Annotated in this window: 13 protein-coding genes; 7 read left to right on the top strand and 6 right to left on the bottom strand. The window is 48.8% G+C overall.

The window, feature by feature from the left end:
* Positions 1-198: 198 nt before the first annotated feature.
* The 5 genes from ACLBLI_RS18380 to ACLBLI_RS18400 all read right to left on the bottom strand — a co-directional run bounded on the left by ACLBLI_RS18380 (position 199) and on the right by ACLBLI_RS18400 (position 6,499).
* On the bottom strand, positions 199-2,163 hold the full coding sequence (locus ACLBLI_RS18380) for a methyl-accepting chemotaxis protein (RefSeq protein WP_414828979.1): 1,965 nt from the start codon (positions 2,161-2,163) through the stop codon (positions 199-201).
* A gap of 266 nt (positions 2,164-2,429) precedes the next feature.
* The gene (locus ACLBLI_RS18385) at positions 2,430-3,281 is read right to left on the bottom strand and encodes a DUF2971 domain-containing protein (protein ID WP_414828980.1); all 852 of its coding nucleotides are present in this window, start codon (positions 3,279-3,281) and stop codon (positions 2,430-2,432) included.
* A gap of 507 nt (positions 3,282-3,788) precedes the next feature.
* On the bottom strand, positions 3,789-5,426 hold the full coding sequence (groL, locus tag ACLBLI_RS18390; RefSeq protein WP_414828981.1) for a chaperonin GroEL: 1,638 nt from the start codon (positions 5,424-5,426) through the stop codon (positions 3,789-3,791).
* 38 nt (positions 5,427-5,464) lie between these two features.
* On the bottom strand, positions 5,465-5,755 hold the full coding sequence (locus ACLBLI_RS18395) for a co-chaperone GroES (RefSeq protein ID WP_044058480.1): 291 nt from the start codon (positions 5,753-5,755) through the stop codon (positions 5,465-5,467).
* A 264-nt stretch (positions 5,756-6,019) separates the two neighbouring features.
* The gene (locus ACLBLI_RS18400; RefSeq protein ID WP_414831005.1) at positions 6,020-6,499 is read right to left on the bottom strand and encodes an FxsA family protein; all 480 of its coding nucleotides are present in this window, start codon (positions 6,497-6,499) and stop codon (positions 6,020-6,022) included.
* A gap of 291 nt (positions 6,500-6,790) precedes the next feature.
* On the opposite strand from ACLBLI_RS18400, the gene cutA reads away from it, so the two are divergent.
* The 6 genes from cutA (at position 6,791) to accC (ending at position 12,344) form a co-directional block, all read left to right on the top strand.
* Positions 6,791-7,105 (top strand): divalent-cation tolerance protein CutA, encoded by a 315-nt coding sequence (gene cutA / locus ACLBLI_RS18405; RefSeq protein WP_414828982.1) that lies wholly within the window; start codon positions 6,791-6,793, stop codon positions 7,103-7,105.
* 53 nt (positions 7,106-7,158) lie between these two features.
* Positions 7,159-8,940: a protein-disulfide reductase DsbD gene (locus ACLBLI_RS18410; protein WP_414831006.1), complete on the top strand. Its 1,782-nt coding sequence runs from the start codon at positions 7,159-7,161 to the stop codon at positions 8,938-8,940.
* Between the two features lie 143 nt (positions 8,941-9,083).
* Positions 9,084-9,851 (top strand): M23 family metallopeptidase, encoded by a 768-nt coding sequence (locus ACLBLI_RS18415; RefSeq protein ID WP_414828983.1) that lies wholly within the window; start codon positions 9,084-9,086, stop codon positions 9,849-9,851.
* A 219-nt stretch (positions 9,852-10,070) separates the two neighbouring features.
* Complete coding sequence (gene aroQ, locus ACLBLI_RS18420; protein WP_414828984.1) at positions 10,071-10,511, top strand: type II 3-dehydroquinate dehydratase; 441 nt, start codon at positions 10,071-10,073, stop codon at positions 10,509-10,511.
* 13 nt (positions 10,512-10,524) lie between these two features.
* Positions 10,525-10,986, top strand: coding sequence for an acetyl-CoA carboxylase biotin carboxyl carrier protein (gene accB, locus ACLBLI_RS18425; RefSeq protein WP_414828985.1), 462 nt, complete (start codon positions 10,525-10,527; stop codon positions 10,984-10,986).
* 14 nt (positions 10,987-11,000) lie between these two features.
* Positions 11,001-12,344, top strand: coding sequence for an acetyl-CoA carboxylase biotin carboxylase subunit (accC, locus tag ACLBLI_RS18430; protein ID WP_414828986.1), 1,344 nt, complete (start codon positions 11,001-11,003; stop codon positions 12,342-12,344).
* A 218-nt stretch (positions 12,345-12,562) separates the two neighbouring features.
* On the opposite strand, the gene ACLBLI_RS18435 is transcribed toward accC, so the two are convergent.
* Positions 12,563-14,671, bottom strand: coding sequence for a methyl-accepting chemotaxis protein (locus ACLBLI_RS18435; RefSeq protein WP_414828987.1), 2,109 nt, complete (start codon positions 14,669-14,671; stop codon positions 12,563-12,565).
* Between the two features lie 354 nt (positions 14,672-15,025).
* On the opposite strand from ACLBLI_RS18435, the gene ACLBLI_RS18440 reads away from it, so the two are divergent.
* Entirely contained in the window at positions 15,026-15,979 is a 954-nt protein-coding gene (locus ACLBLI_RS18440) for a hypothetical protein (protein WP_414828988.1), read from the top strand.
* Positions 15,980-15,982 lie beyond the last annotated feature (3 nt).

Raw genomic sequence — 15,982 nt, forward strand, 5'->3', positions numbered from 1 at the left:
GGTGTTGTCTCTAGCTGATTATCCGGCGTCGATTATAAGGTATTGCAGACCAAAATTAACGCTGTCATTGGCGAACTGAGTGCATATCCGCTTAACCAACGGCTACCGCGCAAAAGGACAAGTAGCCGGGATATGTTGTTGGCAGTTAACAAACGCGGTTACACCTACTCGCAACACTGTGCCGCTAACCACACTTCATTACGATATTTTAAACTGGCTAACCTGTTCTTGCAGCTTCGAACCAAGGTTGGCCAGTTCAGCGCTGGCATCCGATATTTGTTCGGCACTTGTCAACGTACTACTTGAGACATCATGAATATTGTTAACGCTGCGGTTCACTTGCCCCACCACCACGCTTTGTTGTTCTGCTGCGGTCGCTATCATCGAGTTCATTTCATTGATTGAAGATACCATCTTCGTTATTGATGTCAGCGCTTTGGTGGCTCCCTCAGCCTGCTCAACCAGTGAGAGAATACTTTTCTGGTTATTGCTCATAGAATTAACCGCGTTAACAGCGCCAGATTGCAATGTAGAGATAAGCCCCTCGATTTCCTGGGTGGAATCCTGTGTGCGCTGAGCAAGCGTTCTTACTTCAGAAGCAACCACTGCGAACCCACGGCCCTGCTCACCCGCTCTGGCAGCCTCGATAGCCGCATTCAGTGCCAGCAAGTTGGTTTGCTCAGCAATATTTTTAATCACATCAAGCACTGTAGAAATAGCCTGGCTTTCAGTTCGCAGCTCTTCAATTACCAGCGATGATTGTTCGATTTCTCCCGCCAGACTATTAATGCCGGTTACTGTATTCTGAATGACGACGCTACCTGATTTTGCTTCCACATCGGTCTCTTCCGCTGCACGTGAGGCATTCTCGGCATTATGCGCCACATCCTTCACTGTAGATTCCAGCTCGTTGATTGCAGAAGCGACCTGCATTGTCTCCTCGGTTTGACTGGCCACCTGATGACGCGTGGTTTTGGTGACTTCAGACATTTCTTCTGCCGCGGCTGAAAGCTGGACAGTTGCATTGATAATTTCACTTACCAGTTTCTGCAATTTATCAGCAAAGCGATTAAAGCTTGTCGCCAGCTGACCTATTTCATCTTTACCGTTAACTGACAGCCGCTGCTTCAGGTCATTGGTTTGCTCCATGGATTGTAGGGTACGACTTGCCGAGATGATTGGCGCCACCATCGCTCTGGAGCCAAAATAAGAAATTGCGAGTCCGAGAATAGCGGAAATCACAGATACCACGATGACGATTAGCATCGTCTGCGACAGCGTTTCGTTGGTCAGCGCGCCCTGGTCACTCATAGACTTAAACACACTGGTTCTCAGTGAAGATGCAAGCTCGGCCATTTGTGGCCCCTTCACATCCAGAATGTTGTCTATTGCCTGATTACGGGTATCGATTGCGGATACCACCTTATCAAAGCTTTTTCGGTACTGAGCCAATCGATTCACCACATCGTTGATGTACGTCTGGCGTGCAGGATCGCGGTTGGCTGATGAAAACGCGCTGGCAACCGCTGCAGCCTCATCTAACTCTTGGTAAACCCGTGCTTTACTCTCAGCATCATTGCTGTCTAGGTATTTAAATACGTAAATTCGTGCCAGTAATAAGTTGCGAAGGGCGTTACCAAATACGATAACCCCGTCAGCGTCATCTTCTGTATTTGCCATTGTCATCAGGGCCGTTAGCGACTTTTCCATAGCAGGGCCGTTGACATTCAATTCGTCAGTGACTACCTGGTCACGAACATTCATATTTTTCACGACAACATTAAAAAATGCGTCGTTATAATCTTTATCCAGACTATCCAGCTCTTGCAGATAAGATACACGCTGCGGATCGCCAATATCTTTAAACGCTTTAGCTTTATGCTCGTTTAATCTGTCCTGGGCCGACTCAAACTTTTCCACTGACTGCTTCGACGCGGTCTTTATGTAGTCCTTAACCTGCAAGCGCTTTTGATACACTTCGCGCAGAATTTGCGCTGCAAGTCCACTGTCGGGTGCGAGATCGTCGGTGATAGTGACAACGTCTTTGCTCACATTACTGATATTGGCAATAGAGGTGACAACAATTACCACCAATAAAATAAGGATGATGACGGGTGCAAGCATCGCTTTCACTTGCACACTACTATTTCGATACAGATTCATAGAAAAGGGCGTCCCTGAGAATGACTTTAAATAAAGCGTGAGATTAATATCGGCTAACCGCGCCTCTGCTTTACGTATAGTTAGGTATAGTATTTCAGAAGCAATTATACAAAGTGGCTACAATAAGTTACGTGGCTCTTAGCAGGATAAGTAGTTTAAGAGTTCGGGCTGGTTTACCGCGGCATCAATTCGATAGCGCGGGATAGTAACGGAAAGTGACTGAGGTAAGCAGAGAGAAATTTTTGGGTTCTACCCAGATTTTGACACTACCCTTCATGAGGAATGAAACTTAACTCATATTTACTAGGATGTGGCATGGAGTCCCAGAGTCTCGGTTTAAATGGACCTTGCTCACAGAGTTCGATGATGTCAGCCTTATCTTCAGGCAGCATTTGAGATCCGAAATACACATCAGTTATTTCGTCATTTGAAAGCTTTAAAGCATCCTCCGAGTGCTCCAGTTGGTAAAGCCACTCATGACTGAAAATACTCCTATACTCCCCTTCGTACTCCCACTTTTTTGACTTTGTGTAGAACGGCTTGAGCAACTTAACTAACTTTGAGAATAGTGGGAACGTGAGAGTTGGATAATCGTCCGTGTACTTAATCTTTCTTGCATTCGATATGACGCTTTTGGAGTTATCTGATACAGCAAACTTTACGCAGTACCCCTTGTGGGAATTTGCGTAATGAGACCAGAAAAGTTGATTGTCATTTGTAGAGGTGAAGCAACATACTCTAGCCTTAGAATATTCGATTTCCAGAGCACTTTTTACGTTAGCTTTCACTCCGTCATTACTGAGAATCCCCAAAGATCTACTAAGAATATCCTCATTTACTTGTTCAGGGAGCAAGCCTGCTAACAATTGCATATCGCCAAGAAAGCCTCTCAATTCATCACTATAGAATAGTGCGTTAGGCCAACGTAAATGATACTTACAATCGAATGGGTCATTAAATGATTCCGGCTGACTGTGATAAAGCCATCCCTCCCTGAATAAGTAAGAGTGTCTATCCTTACAATCAGGTGAATATGATGAGTATCGATAAAGAGCTTCAAGTCCTGACTCGTAAGCGGTAGGGTGATCTTGAGCAGTTTCTAGGATTAGTGGGTCCATGTTGAAGTCCTCGACCATTTCATCGGAATAGAGATTGGAAAAATGACGAAAAGTAAAAACCGTTTTTCTCACAAATTACGGAACGCCGCAATCGTATAAGTAGAGGTCCACCTCGCCCCTCCCCCCTAGGGGTTCCCCTCTGATAACCATCGACTATCGAATCTAATACACAACGGTCCCTCCCACGGCGCACCATCATCAGAGTCAATGAGAGTCACTGTGATGATCTGAGGGAAGACATCAGGTTGGTGGTATCGAGTTGTATTGATAGAACTAGATACGATCAGAGAGAGCGATATAGAGCGCGTTAAGAGACCTTAGGATAAAGGCTAAGCGTTTACGTGAAGAACTTCCTGAAGTGTTGAAACTTAAAGGGGAATTGGTTTAGTTTGAAAAAAGGATAAGGGAATAAAGTGTGAAACCAACCGTGATACAAAACGTACCACAGCTGGTTTCGATAGGCTTCTAAGTCATTGATTTATAACGACTCTAAAAGCGGGGCGATTCTTACATCATGCCGCCCATTCCACCCATGCCGCCCATGTCAGGCATTGCTGGACCGTCTTCCTTTGGCAGTTCAGCCACCATCGCTTCTGTAGTGATCATCAGAGAAGCGATTGATGCTGCGAATTGCAGTGCTGAACGCGTCACTTTTGTTGGGTCAAGAATACCCATTTCCAGCATGTCGCCGTAAGTGTCGTTACCTGCGTTGTAACCGTAGTTACCTTGGCCGTTCTTCACTTCATTCACAACCACTGACGCTTCTGCACCTGAGTTGATTGCGATTTGACGCAGTGGAGATTCCATTGCACGCAGAGCCAGCTTGATACCAACGGTTTGATCTTCGTTGTCACCAGTCAGGTCAGCCAGGCGTGACGCCGCACGAACCAGGGCAACACCACCACCAGGTACCACACCTTCTTCAACCGCAGCGCGAGTGGCGTGTAGCGCATCTTCAACGCGGTCTTTCTTCTCTTTCATCTCAACTTCGGTAGCAGCACCTACTTTGATAACTGCAACACCGCCAGACAGCTTGGCCAGACGCTCCTGAAGTTTTTCTTTGTCGTAGTCAGAAGTAGACTCTTCAATTTGACCACGAATTTGCGCGCAACGACCTTCAATAGCCGCTTCGTCGCCGTTACCGTCAACCACAGTGGTGTTGTCTTTGTTGATAACAACGCGCTTCGCTGTACCTAAGTCTTCCAGCTGAACTTTTTCCAGCTCCAGACCAATCTCTTCAGAGATTACTGTACCGCCAGTCAGGGTTGCGATGTCTTGCAGCATCGCTTTACGACGGTCGCCGAAACCTGGTGCTTTCACCGCAGCAACTTTCACGATACCGCGCATGTTGTTAACAACCAGTGTTGCCAGCGCTTCACCTTCCACGTCTTCAGCCATGATAAGCAGAGGCTTACCGGCTTTCGCAACGTTTTCCAGTGTAGGCAGCAGCTCACGGATGTTAGAGATTTTCTTGTCTACCAGCAGGATGAACGGGTTATCCAGCTCAACAGTGCCGTTTTCCTGGTTGTTGATGAAGTAAGGAGACAGGTAACCGCGGTCAAACTGCATACCTTCAACGACGTCCAGCTCGTTTTGCAGAGCCTGACCTTCTTCAACTGTGATAACGCCTTCTTTGCCAACTTTTTCCATTGCTTGTGCAATGATCTCACCCACTTCTGAGTCAGAGTTAGCAGAGATAGTACCTACCTGCGCGATAGACTTGCTGTCTGCACAATCAGTAGACAGGTTTTTCAGTTCTTCAACCGCAGCAATAACGGCTTTGTCGATACCGCGCTTCAGATCCATTGGGTTCATACCCGCAGCCACTGACTTCAGACCTTCAGTTACGATAGCCTGTGCCAGAACAGTTGCTGTAGTAGTACCGTCACCAGCTTCATCATTCGCTTTAGACGCCACTTCTTTAACCATCTGCGCGCCCATGTTCTCGAACTTGTCTTCCAGCTCGATTTCTTTCGCTACAGATACACCATCTTTGGTGATGGTAGGTGCGCCGAATGACTTATCCAGAACAACGTTACGGCCTTTAGGACCTAAGGTTACTTTTACTGCGTTTGCCAGAGTATTAACGCCTTTCAGCATTTTTGTGCGGGCGTCATCACCAAAACGTACTTCTTTAGCTGCCATGTTTAATTCCTCTAAATTCGTTTAACGGATATCGTGTTTTATTCAACAATCGCCAGAATGTCGCTTTCGCTCAGGATCAGAACTTCTTCACCATCCAGCTTCTCTGTTTTCACGCCGTAACCGTCGTTGAAAATAACGGTGTCGCCTACTTTTACATCCAGAGCTTTAACGTCGCCGTTATCAAGGATGCGACCGTTACCTACAGCAATAACCTCACCGCGCGTAGATTTTTCTGCTGCAGAACCAGTCAGTACGATTCCACCAGCAGACTTGCTTTCCTGCTCTGCGCGCTTAATGATAACGCGATCATGTAAAGGACGAATTGCCATTTTCAAATCTCCTGAAAATTCAACTATTCAAGTTTTAAGTTGTGATCGATACACAACACTGTGTACCGGATACCTAGGAATACCCGTTACCGGGCGTTAAAATCTTTTCTGCGTGGTTAAATGGGGGAGTACCCTGACAATCTCAAGGGCTTTTTGTGAAAAAAACGCATTTTTTTTCATTCGATGCGTTACCAGCCAGATGCGCTGCCGCGAATGCCTGACTCTCGCGTACAGCGTATGTGTTGTTGGGGTACAAAAGTGGGGTTACTTCAGGCGCTTATCCGGATCGTCCTGTCTGGTTTTATCATCGTACTCACCTTCAAACACGTTACCGTCGCCTGACGGATCGCGCTGCCTGAAGGGATCGTTGCCAGGCTGTTGATAATTACCGGTCTGACCAAATCCGCCCTGGGTAACCACCCGCATCTTCATATGCTTGGACAGTTGCGCTGCCAACATGTGGCGGCTGCCAGGAATAACGAATAAGAAGCCAAGGATATCGGTGATGAACCCGGGGGTGACCAGCAACACACCGGCAATCACCAGCATCAGGCCCTCAACCATTTCTTTACCCGGCAGTTCGTTTCGCTGCATTTTCGCCTGCGCCGACTGTAAGGTCTGAAAACCCTCACGACGCACCAGATAGGCACCCACAAAAGCCGTGATAATGACCAAGGCAACCGTGTTCCAGCCACCGATAATGCCACCTACCTGAATCAGCAGCGCAATCTCGATGATAGGCATAATGGCAAATAATAAAAAAAGAATGCGCAAATCAGCACCTCATAAAATCTGTTGCAGCCCAGCTCGGGGCAGGTTTTGTGTATTGTCTAATCCTGTTTTTAATCAGCACACAACTTTCACCCATGCCAAAAACCACAATACACGTTAGTTCTACATGGGGGAGTTTTTCATAATCACAATCATACCTACGTGCAGAACCGACCAACGGTGCTGTCGCGCCGACAAGCCGTTCTCATGTTACACTGAATTTCTGAAAGAATATCAAAGCCCGCCAGGTCTTAAGGAGCTAACATGTCAGTCAAAATTGCATTGTGCACCGTACCGGATAAGAAAACCGGCAGTGAGATCGCAGCCAGGCTGGTAAAAGACCAGCTTGCAGCATGTGTGAATGTCGCCGGGCCGGTAATGTCATTTTATCAGTGGGACGGCGCGTTACAGCAAGGCGAAGAGTTCCAGCTGATAATAAAAACGACCCACGACAAGGTCGACGACGCCTACACCTGTGTCGAAGATCTGCATCCGTATGATGTCATGGAATGGTTGGTTATCGATGAGATTTCAGGCAGCAATGCCTACGTAAACTGGCTGACAACGTCTGTCAATTGATAAGCAGTAATCAGGAAACTTGCATGAAGCCAAGACATTATTTACTCGTTCTGATGGCGATCTTCATCGCTTTCCCCTTTGCCTGCAAAGCGCAGGTGGAAAGCGGCGGGATGGCCGATTTGTTCAGCGATGAGCCTGAGTTTTTACCCGTCGAAGAAGCCTTCGTCTTTGACTTTGAGCAAAACGATGACGTGCTGACGGTGACATTCGACATTGCTGACGCTTACTACCTTTATAAGCATCAGTTTAAACTAGTCACCAAAAACGCGACTATTGGCGAGCCAGGGCTGCCGGAGGGTAAAGAAAAGCAGGATGAGTTTTTTGGTCTGACTGAAGTGTATTACGACAGTGTCACCTTTACCGTTCCTATCGAGGAATCGGTAAAAGACGGTGTGGTGAAACTGCGTTATCAGGGCTGTGCCGATGCGGGGCTGTGTTATCCACCTACTACCAAAGTCATCTATCTTGAGGCGGTAGGCGCGGCGTCAGACTCAGCTTCCGCAGCGGCCGGGGACGATGTAACGCAAAGCAGTAGCGTGCAATCAGAACAGTTCACGCTGGCCGAACGTCTTGCTGATGATGAAAACCTGTTATGGACGCTGCTAATTTTCCTCGCGCTTGGCGTGGGCCTGGCGTTCACGCCCTGTGTGTTCCCGATGTATCCGATTCTGTCCGGTATTGTCATAGGCCAGGGCAAAGAAATTAAGCTGTCGAAGGCTTTCTGGTTGTCGTTTGTGTATGTGCAGGGTATGGCCATCACCTACTCGCTGCTTGGCCTGGTGGTGGCATCGGCAGGTGTGCAGTTTCAGGCAGCGCTTCAGCATCCGATAATTCTTTCGGTATTTATCGTGCTTTTCCTGGCCCTCGCGTTGGCGTTGTTTGGCGCATACGAATTGCAGTTACCTTCGTCATGGCAATCTCGCCTGAACAACCTTAGCAACGATCAGAAACGTGGCAATGTTATTGGCGTTTTTGTCATGGGTGTGTTGTCCGGGCTGGTGGCGTCACCCTGCACGACGGCGCCGCTGACCGGCATACTATTGTTTATTGCCCAATCCGGTGACATGACGCTGGGCTTCGTCTCGCTCTATGTGCTTAGCCTTGGCATGGGGATCCCGCTAATCCTGTTTGGCATGACCGGTGGCAAACTACTGCCTAAAGCGGGCAACTGGATGAACATAGTGAAAGTCACATTCGGTTTCATGATGCTGGCAGTCGCCGTGCTGTTCGTTGAGCGCTTATGGAACAGTGAATACAGCAATTTACTGTGGGCAGGCGTTGGCCTTGCGGCTTTTACGTATTACAGCGTGATGAACCAGGCATCATCGCCTTCGCTCGCGAAAGGGGTTCGTACACTGGTGATTTTCTTAGGTTTGTTTGCCAGCGCAATGATTGGCTACCAGACACTATTTGGCAGCAGTTATGGAAATTCAGCGGGAACCTCAACGACGGCGTCAAACACTCACCCTGAGTTTATGGTTGTGAAGAGTGTCGAAGACTTGCGCACCAAAGTGGCTGCCGCCAACGCGCAGGGAAAAACCGTGATGGTCGATTTATACGCTGACTGGTGTGTGGCCTGTAAAGAGTTTGAGAAGTATACCTTTCCGGCGCCGCAGGTGGTTGACGCACTCAGTGACACCGTATGGATGCAAGTCGATTTAACCGATAACACACCGACCAATTTGGCGTTTAATGAAGAATTCGATGTGCTTGGCCTACCCACCATTTTGTTTTTCGACACGCAGGGAAATGAAATAAAGGGCTCCCGGGTTACCGGCTTCATGCGGGCAGAGCCGTTTGCCGCGCACATTAAAAAGGTGTTAGGTAGCAACTAGAGTAAGCCAGCCCCCGTAAATGCATAGAAGCGGCTATTGATGAATCACCGTAACAAGGCTCTGAATTCTTCAGAGCCTGCATCAGGTTGCCACAGTGGTATTGAGGTTCCCGTAATCAGCGGGGTTACAACCGGGGGGCGAATGTGCGTATTCTCTTATTATGTTTTGTGATGTCTGTTGGACTGCCCGTGTACGGGAGTCAGCGCTGTTTTGACGACCGGTTTTGTCTGACTACAAAGCAGGGGAACAACAACACAGAGTTACTGGTTGAAAACGTATCAGACCTTCCCGTTGTGCTTACTGTTTACGCTCCGCAGCTAATTGGCAAACCCCACATAACCGTCGACCTGAATGCCACGGAACAACACTCACTTGGCACTCTCCGCAGTCCACGCCGCTTCTGGCAGGACATGCAAGTTCGCTGGACACCAGGTGTATTGAATGCCAGTCATGATGACAATGTCCGCTACATTCCCCCGTTGCAACCCCTCTCACAGTATCCGGTGATTCAGGGGTTCAACGGCAATTACAGTCACCAGGGCGCTTCCCGCTATGCGATCGATTTTGATGCGCCTGAGGGGACACCCGTGCTGGCCGCCAGAGGCGGCATTGTTATCGACACCAAAGCCGATGGTAAGCGCGGTGGTCCGTCAAAATCGCTGGCAAAATATGCGAACTATGTGGCGATACTGCACGACGACGGCACTACCGGAGAGTATTACCACTTACGATACGCCGGCGTGACAGTATCCCGTGGGGATACCATCGAAGCCGGCCAGCTTATCGGCTATACCGGTAACACCGGCTTTTCGTCGCAACCTCATTTGCACTTTGGGGTGTACATCGCAAAGCCGCATGGCCGGTATGACTCTGTTCCTGTCAGTTTCAATCCGCCAGTGACGATGCCCTGACTCACTGTGTTAGTGAAACCAGCCCCCATAGACACGTGAACTTTGCGGCGATATCCCCTGATTAGACCAGTATTTTGCTGCGAAATTTATATGTACGTCTATAATCACTCGTTAATTGATAACGATAAGGCAGTAACTGGCTTTTTTTCGTGCAACGTCAGCGTTTTTTTGTTGAAATGACGATTAACCTGATTTTTGTCGAAAGATAGCATCATTTTAATGAATATTTTGTTACTTAACGGGCCTAACCTTAATATGTTAGGACAGCGTGAACCGGATAAATACGGTCACCAGACACTACAGGACATCGTCGATGACTTAACGGCACAGGCAGACTCTGCCGGTGTCAGCTTGTCTCATTTTCAGTCAAATGCCGAGCATGCGCTTATTGACCGCATACATGATTCTCTTGGCAAGGTTGACGCCATCATCATCAACCCCGGTGCTTTTACTCATACCAGTATCGCACTGCGGGATGCGTTGTTGAGCGTCTCGATTCCTTTTGTCGAAGTGCATTTGTCCAATGTTCATGCCCGCGAGTCTTTTCGTCATCACTCTTATCTTTCAGATATAGCCGCTGGCGTCATCCTGGGATTAGGCCCTATAGGCTACTCTCTGGCACTGACGGCTGCCATCAACTTACAGACAACGACAAAGTAATACGAGACCGATCATGGATATCAGAAAAATTAAAAAACTCATCGAACTGGTTGAAGAATCCGGCATTGCCGAGCTGGAAATCACCGAAGGCGAAGAGTCTGTGCGCATTCACCGCGGCCCGTCTGGCGTCGCTGCTCCAATGAATTATAGCTTCGCTGCACCCGCTGCGCCTCAGGCGCCGCAAGCTCCGGCGTCTGCCCCTGCGGCTCCGGAAGTCCCGGCGGAACCCGCTGCACCCAGCGGTCACGTGGTAAAATCGCCGATGGTAGGTACCTTCTACCGTGCGTCCTCACCCACAGCGAAAGCCTTCGTTGAAGTAGGCCAGAGCGTTAAAGTTGGCGACACTTTATGTATTGTTGAAGCCATGAAAATGATGAATCAAATCGAATCTGACAAAGCCGGAGTGGTAAAAGAAATTCTGGTAGAGAATCAGGATCCGGTAGAATTTGACCAACCAATGTTCATCATTGAGTAATCGGGCACATTATCATGTTAGATAAAGTACTCATTGCAAACCGTGGGGAAATTGCACTTCGCATTTTGCGTGCCTGTAAAGAACTTGGCATCAAAACCGTTGCTGTGCATTCCACTGCGGATAAAAACCTCAAGCACGTTCTGTTAGCAGATGAATCCATATGTATTGGGAAAGCATCGGCAACAGAAAGTTACCTCAACATTCCACGCATCATCGCGGCAGCAGAAGTGACTAATTCTATCGCCATCCATCCGGGTTATGGATTTCTGGCTGAAAATGCTGACTTTGCCGAAGCAGTTGAAAAAAGTGGCTTTATTTTCATCGGTCCGAAAGCAGAAACCATCAACCTTATGGGTGACAAGGTATCGGCAATCAACGCCATGAAAAAAGCTGGCGTGCCGTGTGTACCCGGCTCTGACGGCCCGCTGACTGATGATAACGAGCGTAATAAAGCCATCGCCAAGCGAATTGGCTATCCGATTATCGTAAAAGCCGCCGGTGGCGGTGGTGGGCGCGGAATGCGCGTAGTTCGCAACGAAGGAGAGCTGATCAAGTCTATTGAAACCACGCAGGCAGAAGCTGGCGCGGCGTTCGGTAACTCAACCGTGTACATGGAAAAGTTTCTTGAAAACCCGCGCCACGTCGAAATTCAGGTACTGGCTGATGGTCAGGGTAACGCGATTCACTTAGGTGAGCGTGATTGCTCGATGCAGCGCCGTCACCAGAAGGTGGTAGAAGAAGCGCCTGCACCAGGCGTCTCTGAGCAGATGCGCAATAAGATTGGCGATCGTTGCCGTCGCGCCTGTATAGAGCTTGGTTATCGTGGTGCCGGAACGTTTGAGTTTTTGTACGAAAACGGCGAATTTTATTTCATCGAAATGAACACCCGGATCCAGGTAGAGCACCCGGTTTCTGAGATGATCACTGGCGTGGATCTGATCAAAGAACAGCTGCGTATTGCCGCCGGTCAGCCATTATCCATTGACCAGTCTCAGATTCAGATCCGTGGTCACGCTATTGAGTGTCGTATCAATGCGGAAGACCCGGATACGTTCGTTCCGAGTCCGGGCAAAATTGATATGTTTCATTCGCCAGGCGGCCTCGGGGTACGCTGGGATTCGCATATCTATGCTGGCTACTCAGTGCCGCCTTATTATGACTCGATGATTGGTAAGCTGATCACTTACGGTGAAAGCCGTGATGAGGCCATCGCCAGAATGCGTCACGCACTGGATGAGCTGGTAATCGACGGGATCAAAACCAACATTCCGCTACAACGTCGAATTATGGCTGATGAAAACTTCTTTGCCGGTGGAACCAACATCCACTATCTGGAAAAGAAGTTGGGCATGGCCTGACATTGACAAAAACAGGCGCTATCTGCGCCTGTTTTTATTTCTGCTGTTACCTAACCTGCGGCAGCTCCCCGCGACTAACCAGGTGCGACAACACTTCACACCGGTTTACTCTGCGTCAACATGCATGAGCCAGCGCCAAGGGTGCCCCAAATCTGCGTCAAACCTGCTAAGTCCAAAGCGATACATCATCTACAAACACCACGACTACCACGATAACGCTATACACGAAGCCGATTAAGCTGCGTATTCATATCATGGATGAGCGCGTTGATATGAGCGTTCACATCGTTCAGTACTTTGCCCAGTTTCGCCAGATCCTTACTATCATCACTAACCATAACAACACGTTTACTGATATCGTCACTCACATGGCTTTGCTGCTCAGCGGCGGTTGCTACCTGACTGATACTGTCGCTGATACTGGCTAACCGCGCCAGTGTATCGCTGACATTATCGAAGCTCGTTTGTGTTTGCGAGACAGTATCTGCTACCGAGCTTTGCATCGCCTCCAGCGAGGTCACCGAGCGTTTAACGCGACGTTGTAGTTCTGTGATCAGTTGTGAGATTTCTTCAGTAGACGCCTGCGTTCTGGCCGCCAGATTGCGAACCTCATCAGCAACGACAGCAAATCCGCGCCCCTGCTCACCCGCTCTGGCGGCTTCTATCGCCGCATTCAGCGCCAGCAGGTTTGTTTGCTCCGCTATAGACTCGATAGTGGTGAGAATGCTGGTGATATCGTCGGTCTTGCTGGCAACATCATTTACTTCGCTGGCAGACTGGAGGATTTCACGGGATAGCCCGTTCACATGCTCTACATTTGAAGACAGCGCTTGCTGTGTGCCCTGAAGCATTGTGTTGCAGGACTGAGTGTCTGCAGCCGTCCCTGCCGCCAGTGATGCTACTTCAGTTGCGGTTGCCGACATTTGCGTGACGGCGGTAGCAATGTTGTCCAGTTCATGTTGCTGTTTACCCGTGCGACTCTCCAGTTGCGTTGCACTTGAAGTTAGCTGCCCTAACTCGCTGACCAGCGCCTGCGCGCTTTGCTTGGACACCCTTATCATTTCTGCCAGCTTCCGCATAAAAGCGTTCAATCCGTTTGCAAGGGTTATCAGTTCAGCGTGACGCTGTGCAGGCAGCGTTTGGGTAAGATCCCCCTCCTGCGACGCCAGAGTCGATACTGACGAGGAGACTTCAGAGATGGGTTGCGAAATGGACCGCGCGACCCACAGCGAAATACCAATAGCGATAATTATAAACACTCCGGCCAGTAACAGAAGTGTGGTTAGCGCCTGTGCGTAACTGGATTCGGCCTCTTTCTCCATCGCCATAAGCGACGCCGTAGCAACTGACGTGGGTACGGCTACCACCATGGTCCAGCGTTCCTGCGTATTGGCTATGTCGAAGGCATAGGTTGCGCGCCAGTAATCCTCTCCCATCCGGGTATCCGCACTGCCTTGTAGTGCGGTACTCAGCGCTGGTGCTACCTCGTCAAGCGCCTTACCCAGGCCGTCAGGGTAAGCGCTTGATGCGGCAATCATATTGCGTTGACTCAATAAGGTAAGCTCAGCCTCACCGTTAAACAACGTTTTACTGTAGTCCGATACCCACCGCTGTAAAACCGGCAAATTGATATCAATGCCCACCACGCCCCGGAACTGACCATTTTTCAAAACAGGCGCGGTCAGCGTCGTCATCAGCGCTTCGTTACCTTCTTCAATTTCATAAAGATAAGGGTCAAGCACACAGGCTCGCCGCAGATCTTTGCTGCACAGGTACCATTCTGCCTCTCTTACCTCATTCTCATCTCGGGTATCCAGATACTTTTCCTGTGGATCGTCTACCGGATACAGCACAGCCCGTCCGCCTTCTTTTACATAGTAAACTTCCAGACTGCCTATAGGCGTGCTGTGCTCACCGGCGTTACGGTATTCGGCATCACGACCGTCATAGGCATTATTTTCAAACTGCGCATACAATGCACTGGCGGCGTCAACTGACAATAATGTCGAGGCAACCATTTGCTGCACATCGTCCCTGGACAGGCTTGTTGAGGGAGTGGCGGTATCTGAGTAGATGGACGCGAGCGCCTGGACCGGAGTAAAACTGGCATTTAATAGTGAAGATGCTTGCTGCGCCGCGCGTTGTGCACTTTGTTGCATAGACTTAAGAATCTGATTTTCAAGTTCACTTTCAATACTAGTGAGCTGCCGACTTGAAAGCTTGTTCAGACTAAAAAGTGCGATACTGCCCAGCACGATAGCGCAAACGCTGACCAGCGTAATCATGATGATCAGTAGCTTCGTTTTGATTGAACCATGATTACCCATCGGGCGACTCCACAAGCTGCGAAACATAAGGGGTTACTGTTAATCTTAATCCGGTTTCCCTACTCCGCCACTTTATTTCTCTGCGCCTGCATGCTGGTATTTAAAAATCCGATTAAAACAATCAATTTTATTAAATTTTGCAAATGACAATCGTGGGATAATATTCATGTTGTGAAAGGCGAAATACTTCTTTTCACGTTCTCATGTGATTTAAACCTCTCTGGTTTATACCCTCCGGGATTAGTACCCCACTTCCTTGCCGGCACGCTTGATGCCGGCTTTTTTTATCTCAATTCGGCTTTCTGTCACAAACCTCCGTATAATAGACAAATCCTAAATTTTTCAGGGACGTAAATGACTATGAATCGCTTTCTCACCGCAATGCTGTTGTGTATTAATCCGGTGGTGGCGTTAGCTCAGAATAGCGACGACGATACTGCTGCAGGGTATTCTCACAGGCTGGATTTACAGGCTCGCTTTGATGACCGTTCTGACCGCGATCATCGTAATCAATATCGCATCCGGTATTACCCGCAATGGACATTCGATGATGCCGGCGCCTGGAGTGTGAACAGTTTTGTGGTGACTGGCGACGATTTCGGTTCCAGCCACAATACCATTGGTGATGGTAGTAGTCAGAAGATTTATGTCCGGCGGGCGTATGTTCGCCATACGTCCTCATGGGGAAAAACGGAGGTCGGGATCGTACCTACCTATAAAGGCAGGGTGTCTTCCTCAGGCCTTTCAAAAGACGGCTGGATTGCCGGTATCCGTCAGGTAGTCAAGCTGGACAGCGACAGCCTGCTGGATATTGTTGTGGGCGAGCTGGATGATACCGATCCGGCAAATGCGCTGGAGTTACCTGAAGAAGCCAACTACATCGAATTGGAATACACTACAAAAATCAATGACTTTCATAGTTACGAACTTAGCCTGGAAAGAATGACTGGCGGAAACTTTTTGCGTGGCGAATATCGCTATAAAACCGAGTCAGACCATACTGTGTTTTTTGAGCTCATTCGACGCCTGGACGAGCCAGATTCCAAAACCGTTACCGGTCTTACCGGAGACATCGTCATTGGCGATACACCACTTTCCTATTTTGCCCACTACTCTTATGTTAGTGAAGGCATCGGTCCACGGGCAGAACTGACAGAAGACTTTCTGGGTACCGGCCACGGCTTTTCTGCAGAAATCAGCGGCAGTATCAACGCGGTGGACGACATGGAGTGGTTTGTCAGATTTGATGTTGTAGACAGTACAACCCGCTTACTTAGCGGCATCGCGTTGTCACTCGATAAGAATTAACCA

This window comes from Alteromonas sp. H39 (genome assembly GCF_047556435.1).
Classification (GTDB): Bacteria; Pseudomonadota; Gammaproteobacteria; order Enterobacterales; family Alteromonadaceae; genus Alteromonas.

Excerpts from the sequence above, each read along its gene's own strand:
- ACLBLI_RS18395 (WP_044058480.1), bottom strand. The coding sequence starts at position 5,755 with ATGGCAATTCGTCCTTTACATGATCGCGTTATCATTAAGCGCGCAGAG.
- aroQ (WP_414828984.1), top strand. The coding sequence starts at position 10,071 with ATGAATATTTTGTTACTTAACGGGCCTAACCTTAATATGTTAGGACAG.
- ACLBLI_RS18410 (WP_414831006.1), top strand. The coding sequence starts at position 7,159 with ATGGCGATCTTCATCGCTTTCCCCTTTGCCTGCAAAGCGCAGGTGGAA.
- groL (WP_414828981.1), bottom strand. The coding sequence starts at position 5,426 with ATGGCAGCTAAAGAAGTACGTTTTGGTGATGACGCCCGCACAAAAATG.
- accC (WP_414828986.1), top strand. The coding sequence starts at position 11,001 with ATGTTAGATAAAGTACTCATTGCAAACCGTGGGGAAATTGCACTTCGC.
- accB (WP_414828985.1), top strand. The coding sequence starts at position 10,525 with ATGGATATCAGAAAAATTAAAAAACTCATCGAACTGGTTGAAGAATCC.
- cutA (WP_414828982.1), top strand. The coding sequence starts at position 6,791 with ATGTCAGTCAAAATTGCATTGTGCACCGTACCGGATAAGAAAACCGGC.
- ACLBLI_RS18385 (WP_414828980.1), bottom strand. The coding sequence starts at position 3,281 with ATGGACCCACTAATCCTAGAAACTGCTCAAGATCACCCTACCGCTTAC.
- ACLBLI_RS18380 (WP_414828979.1), bottom strand. The coding sequence starts at position 2,163 with ATGAATCTGTATCGAAATAGTAGTGTGCAAGTGAAAGCGATGCTTGCA.
- ACLBLI_RS18435 (WP_414828987.1), bottom strand. The coding sequence starts at position 14,671 with ATGGGTAATCATGGTTCAATCAAAACGAAGCTACTGATCATCATGATT.
- ACLBLI_RS18440 (WP_414828988.1), top strand. The coding sequence starts at position 15,026 with ATGACTATGAATCGCTTTCTCACCGCAATGCTGTTGTGTATTAATCCG.
- ACLBLI_RS18400 (WP_414831005.1), bottom strand. The coding sequence starts at position 6,499 with ATGCCTATCATCGAGATTGCGCTGCTGATTCAGGTAGGTGGCATTATC.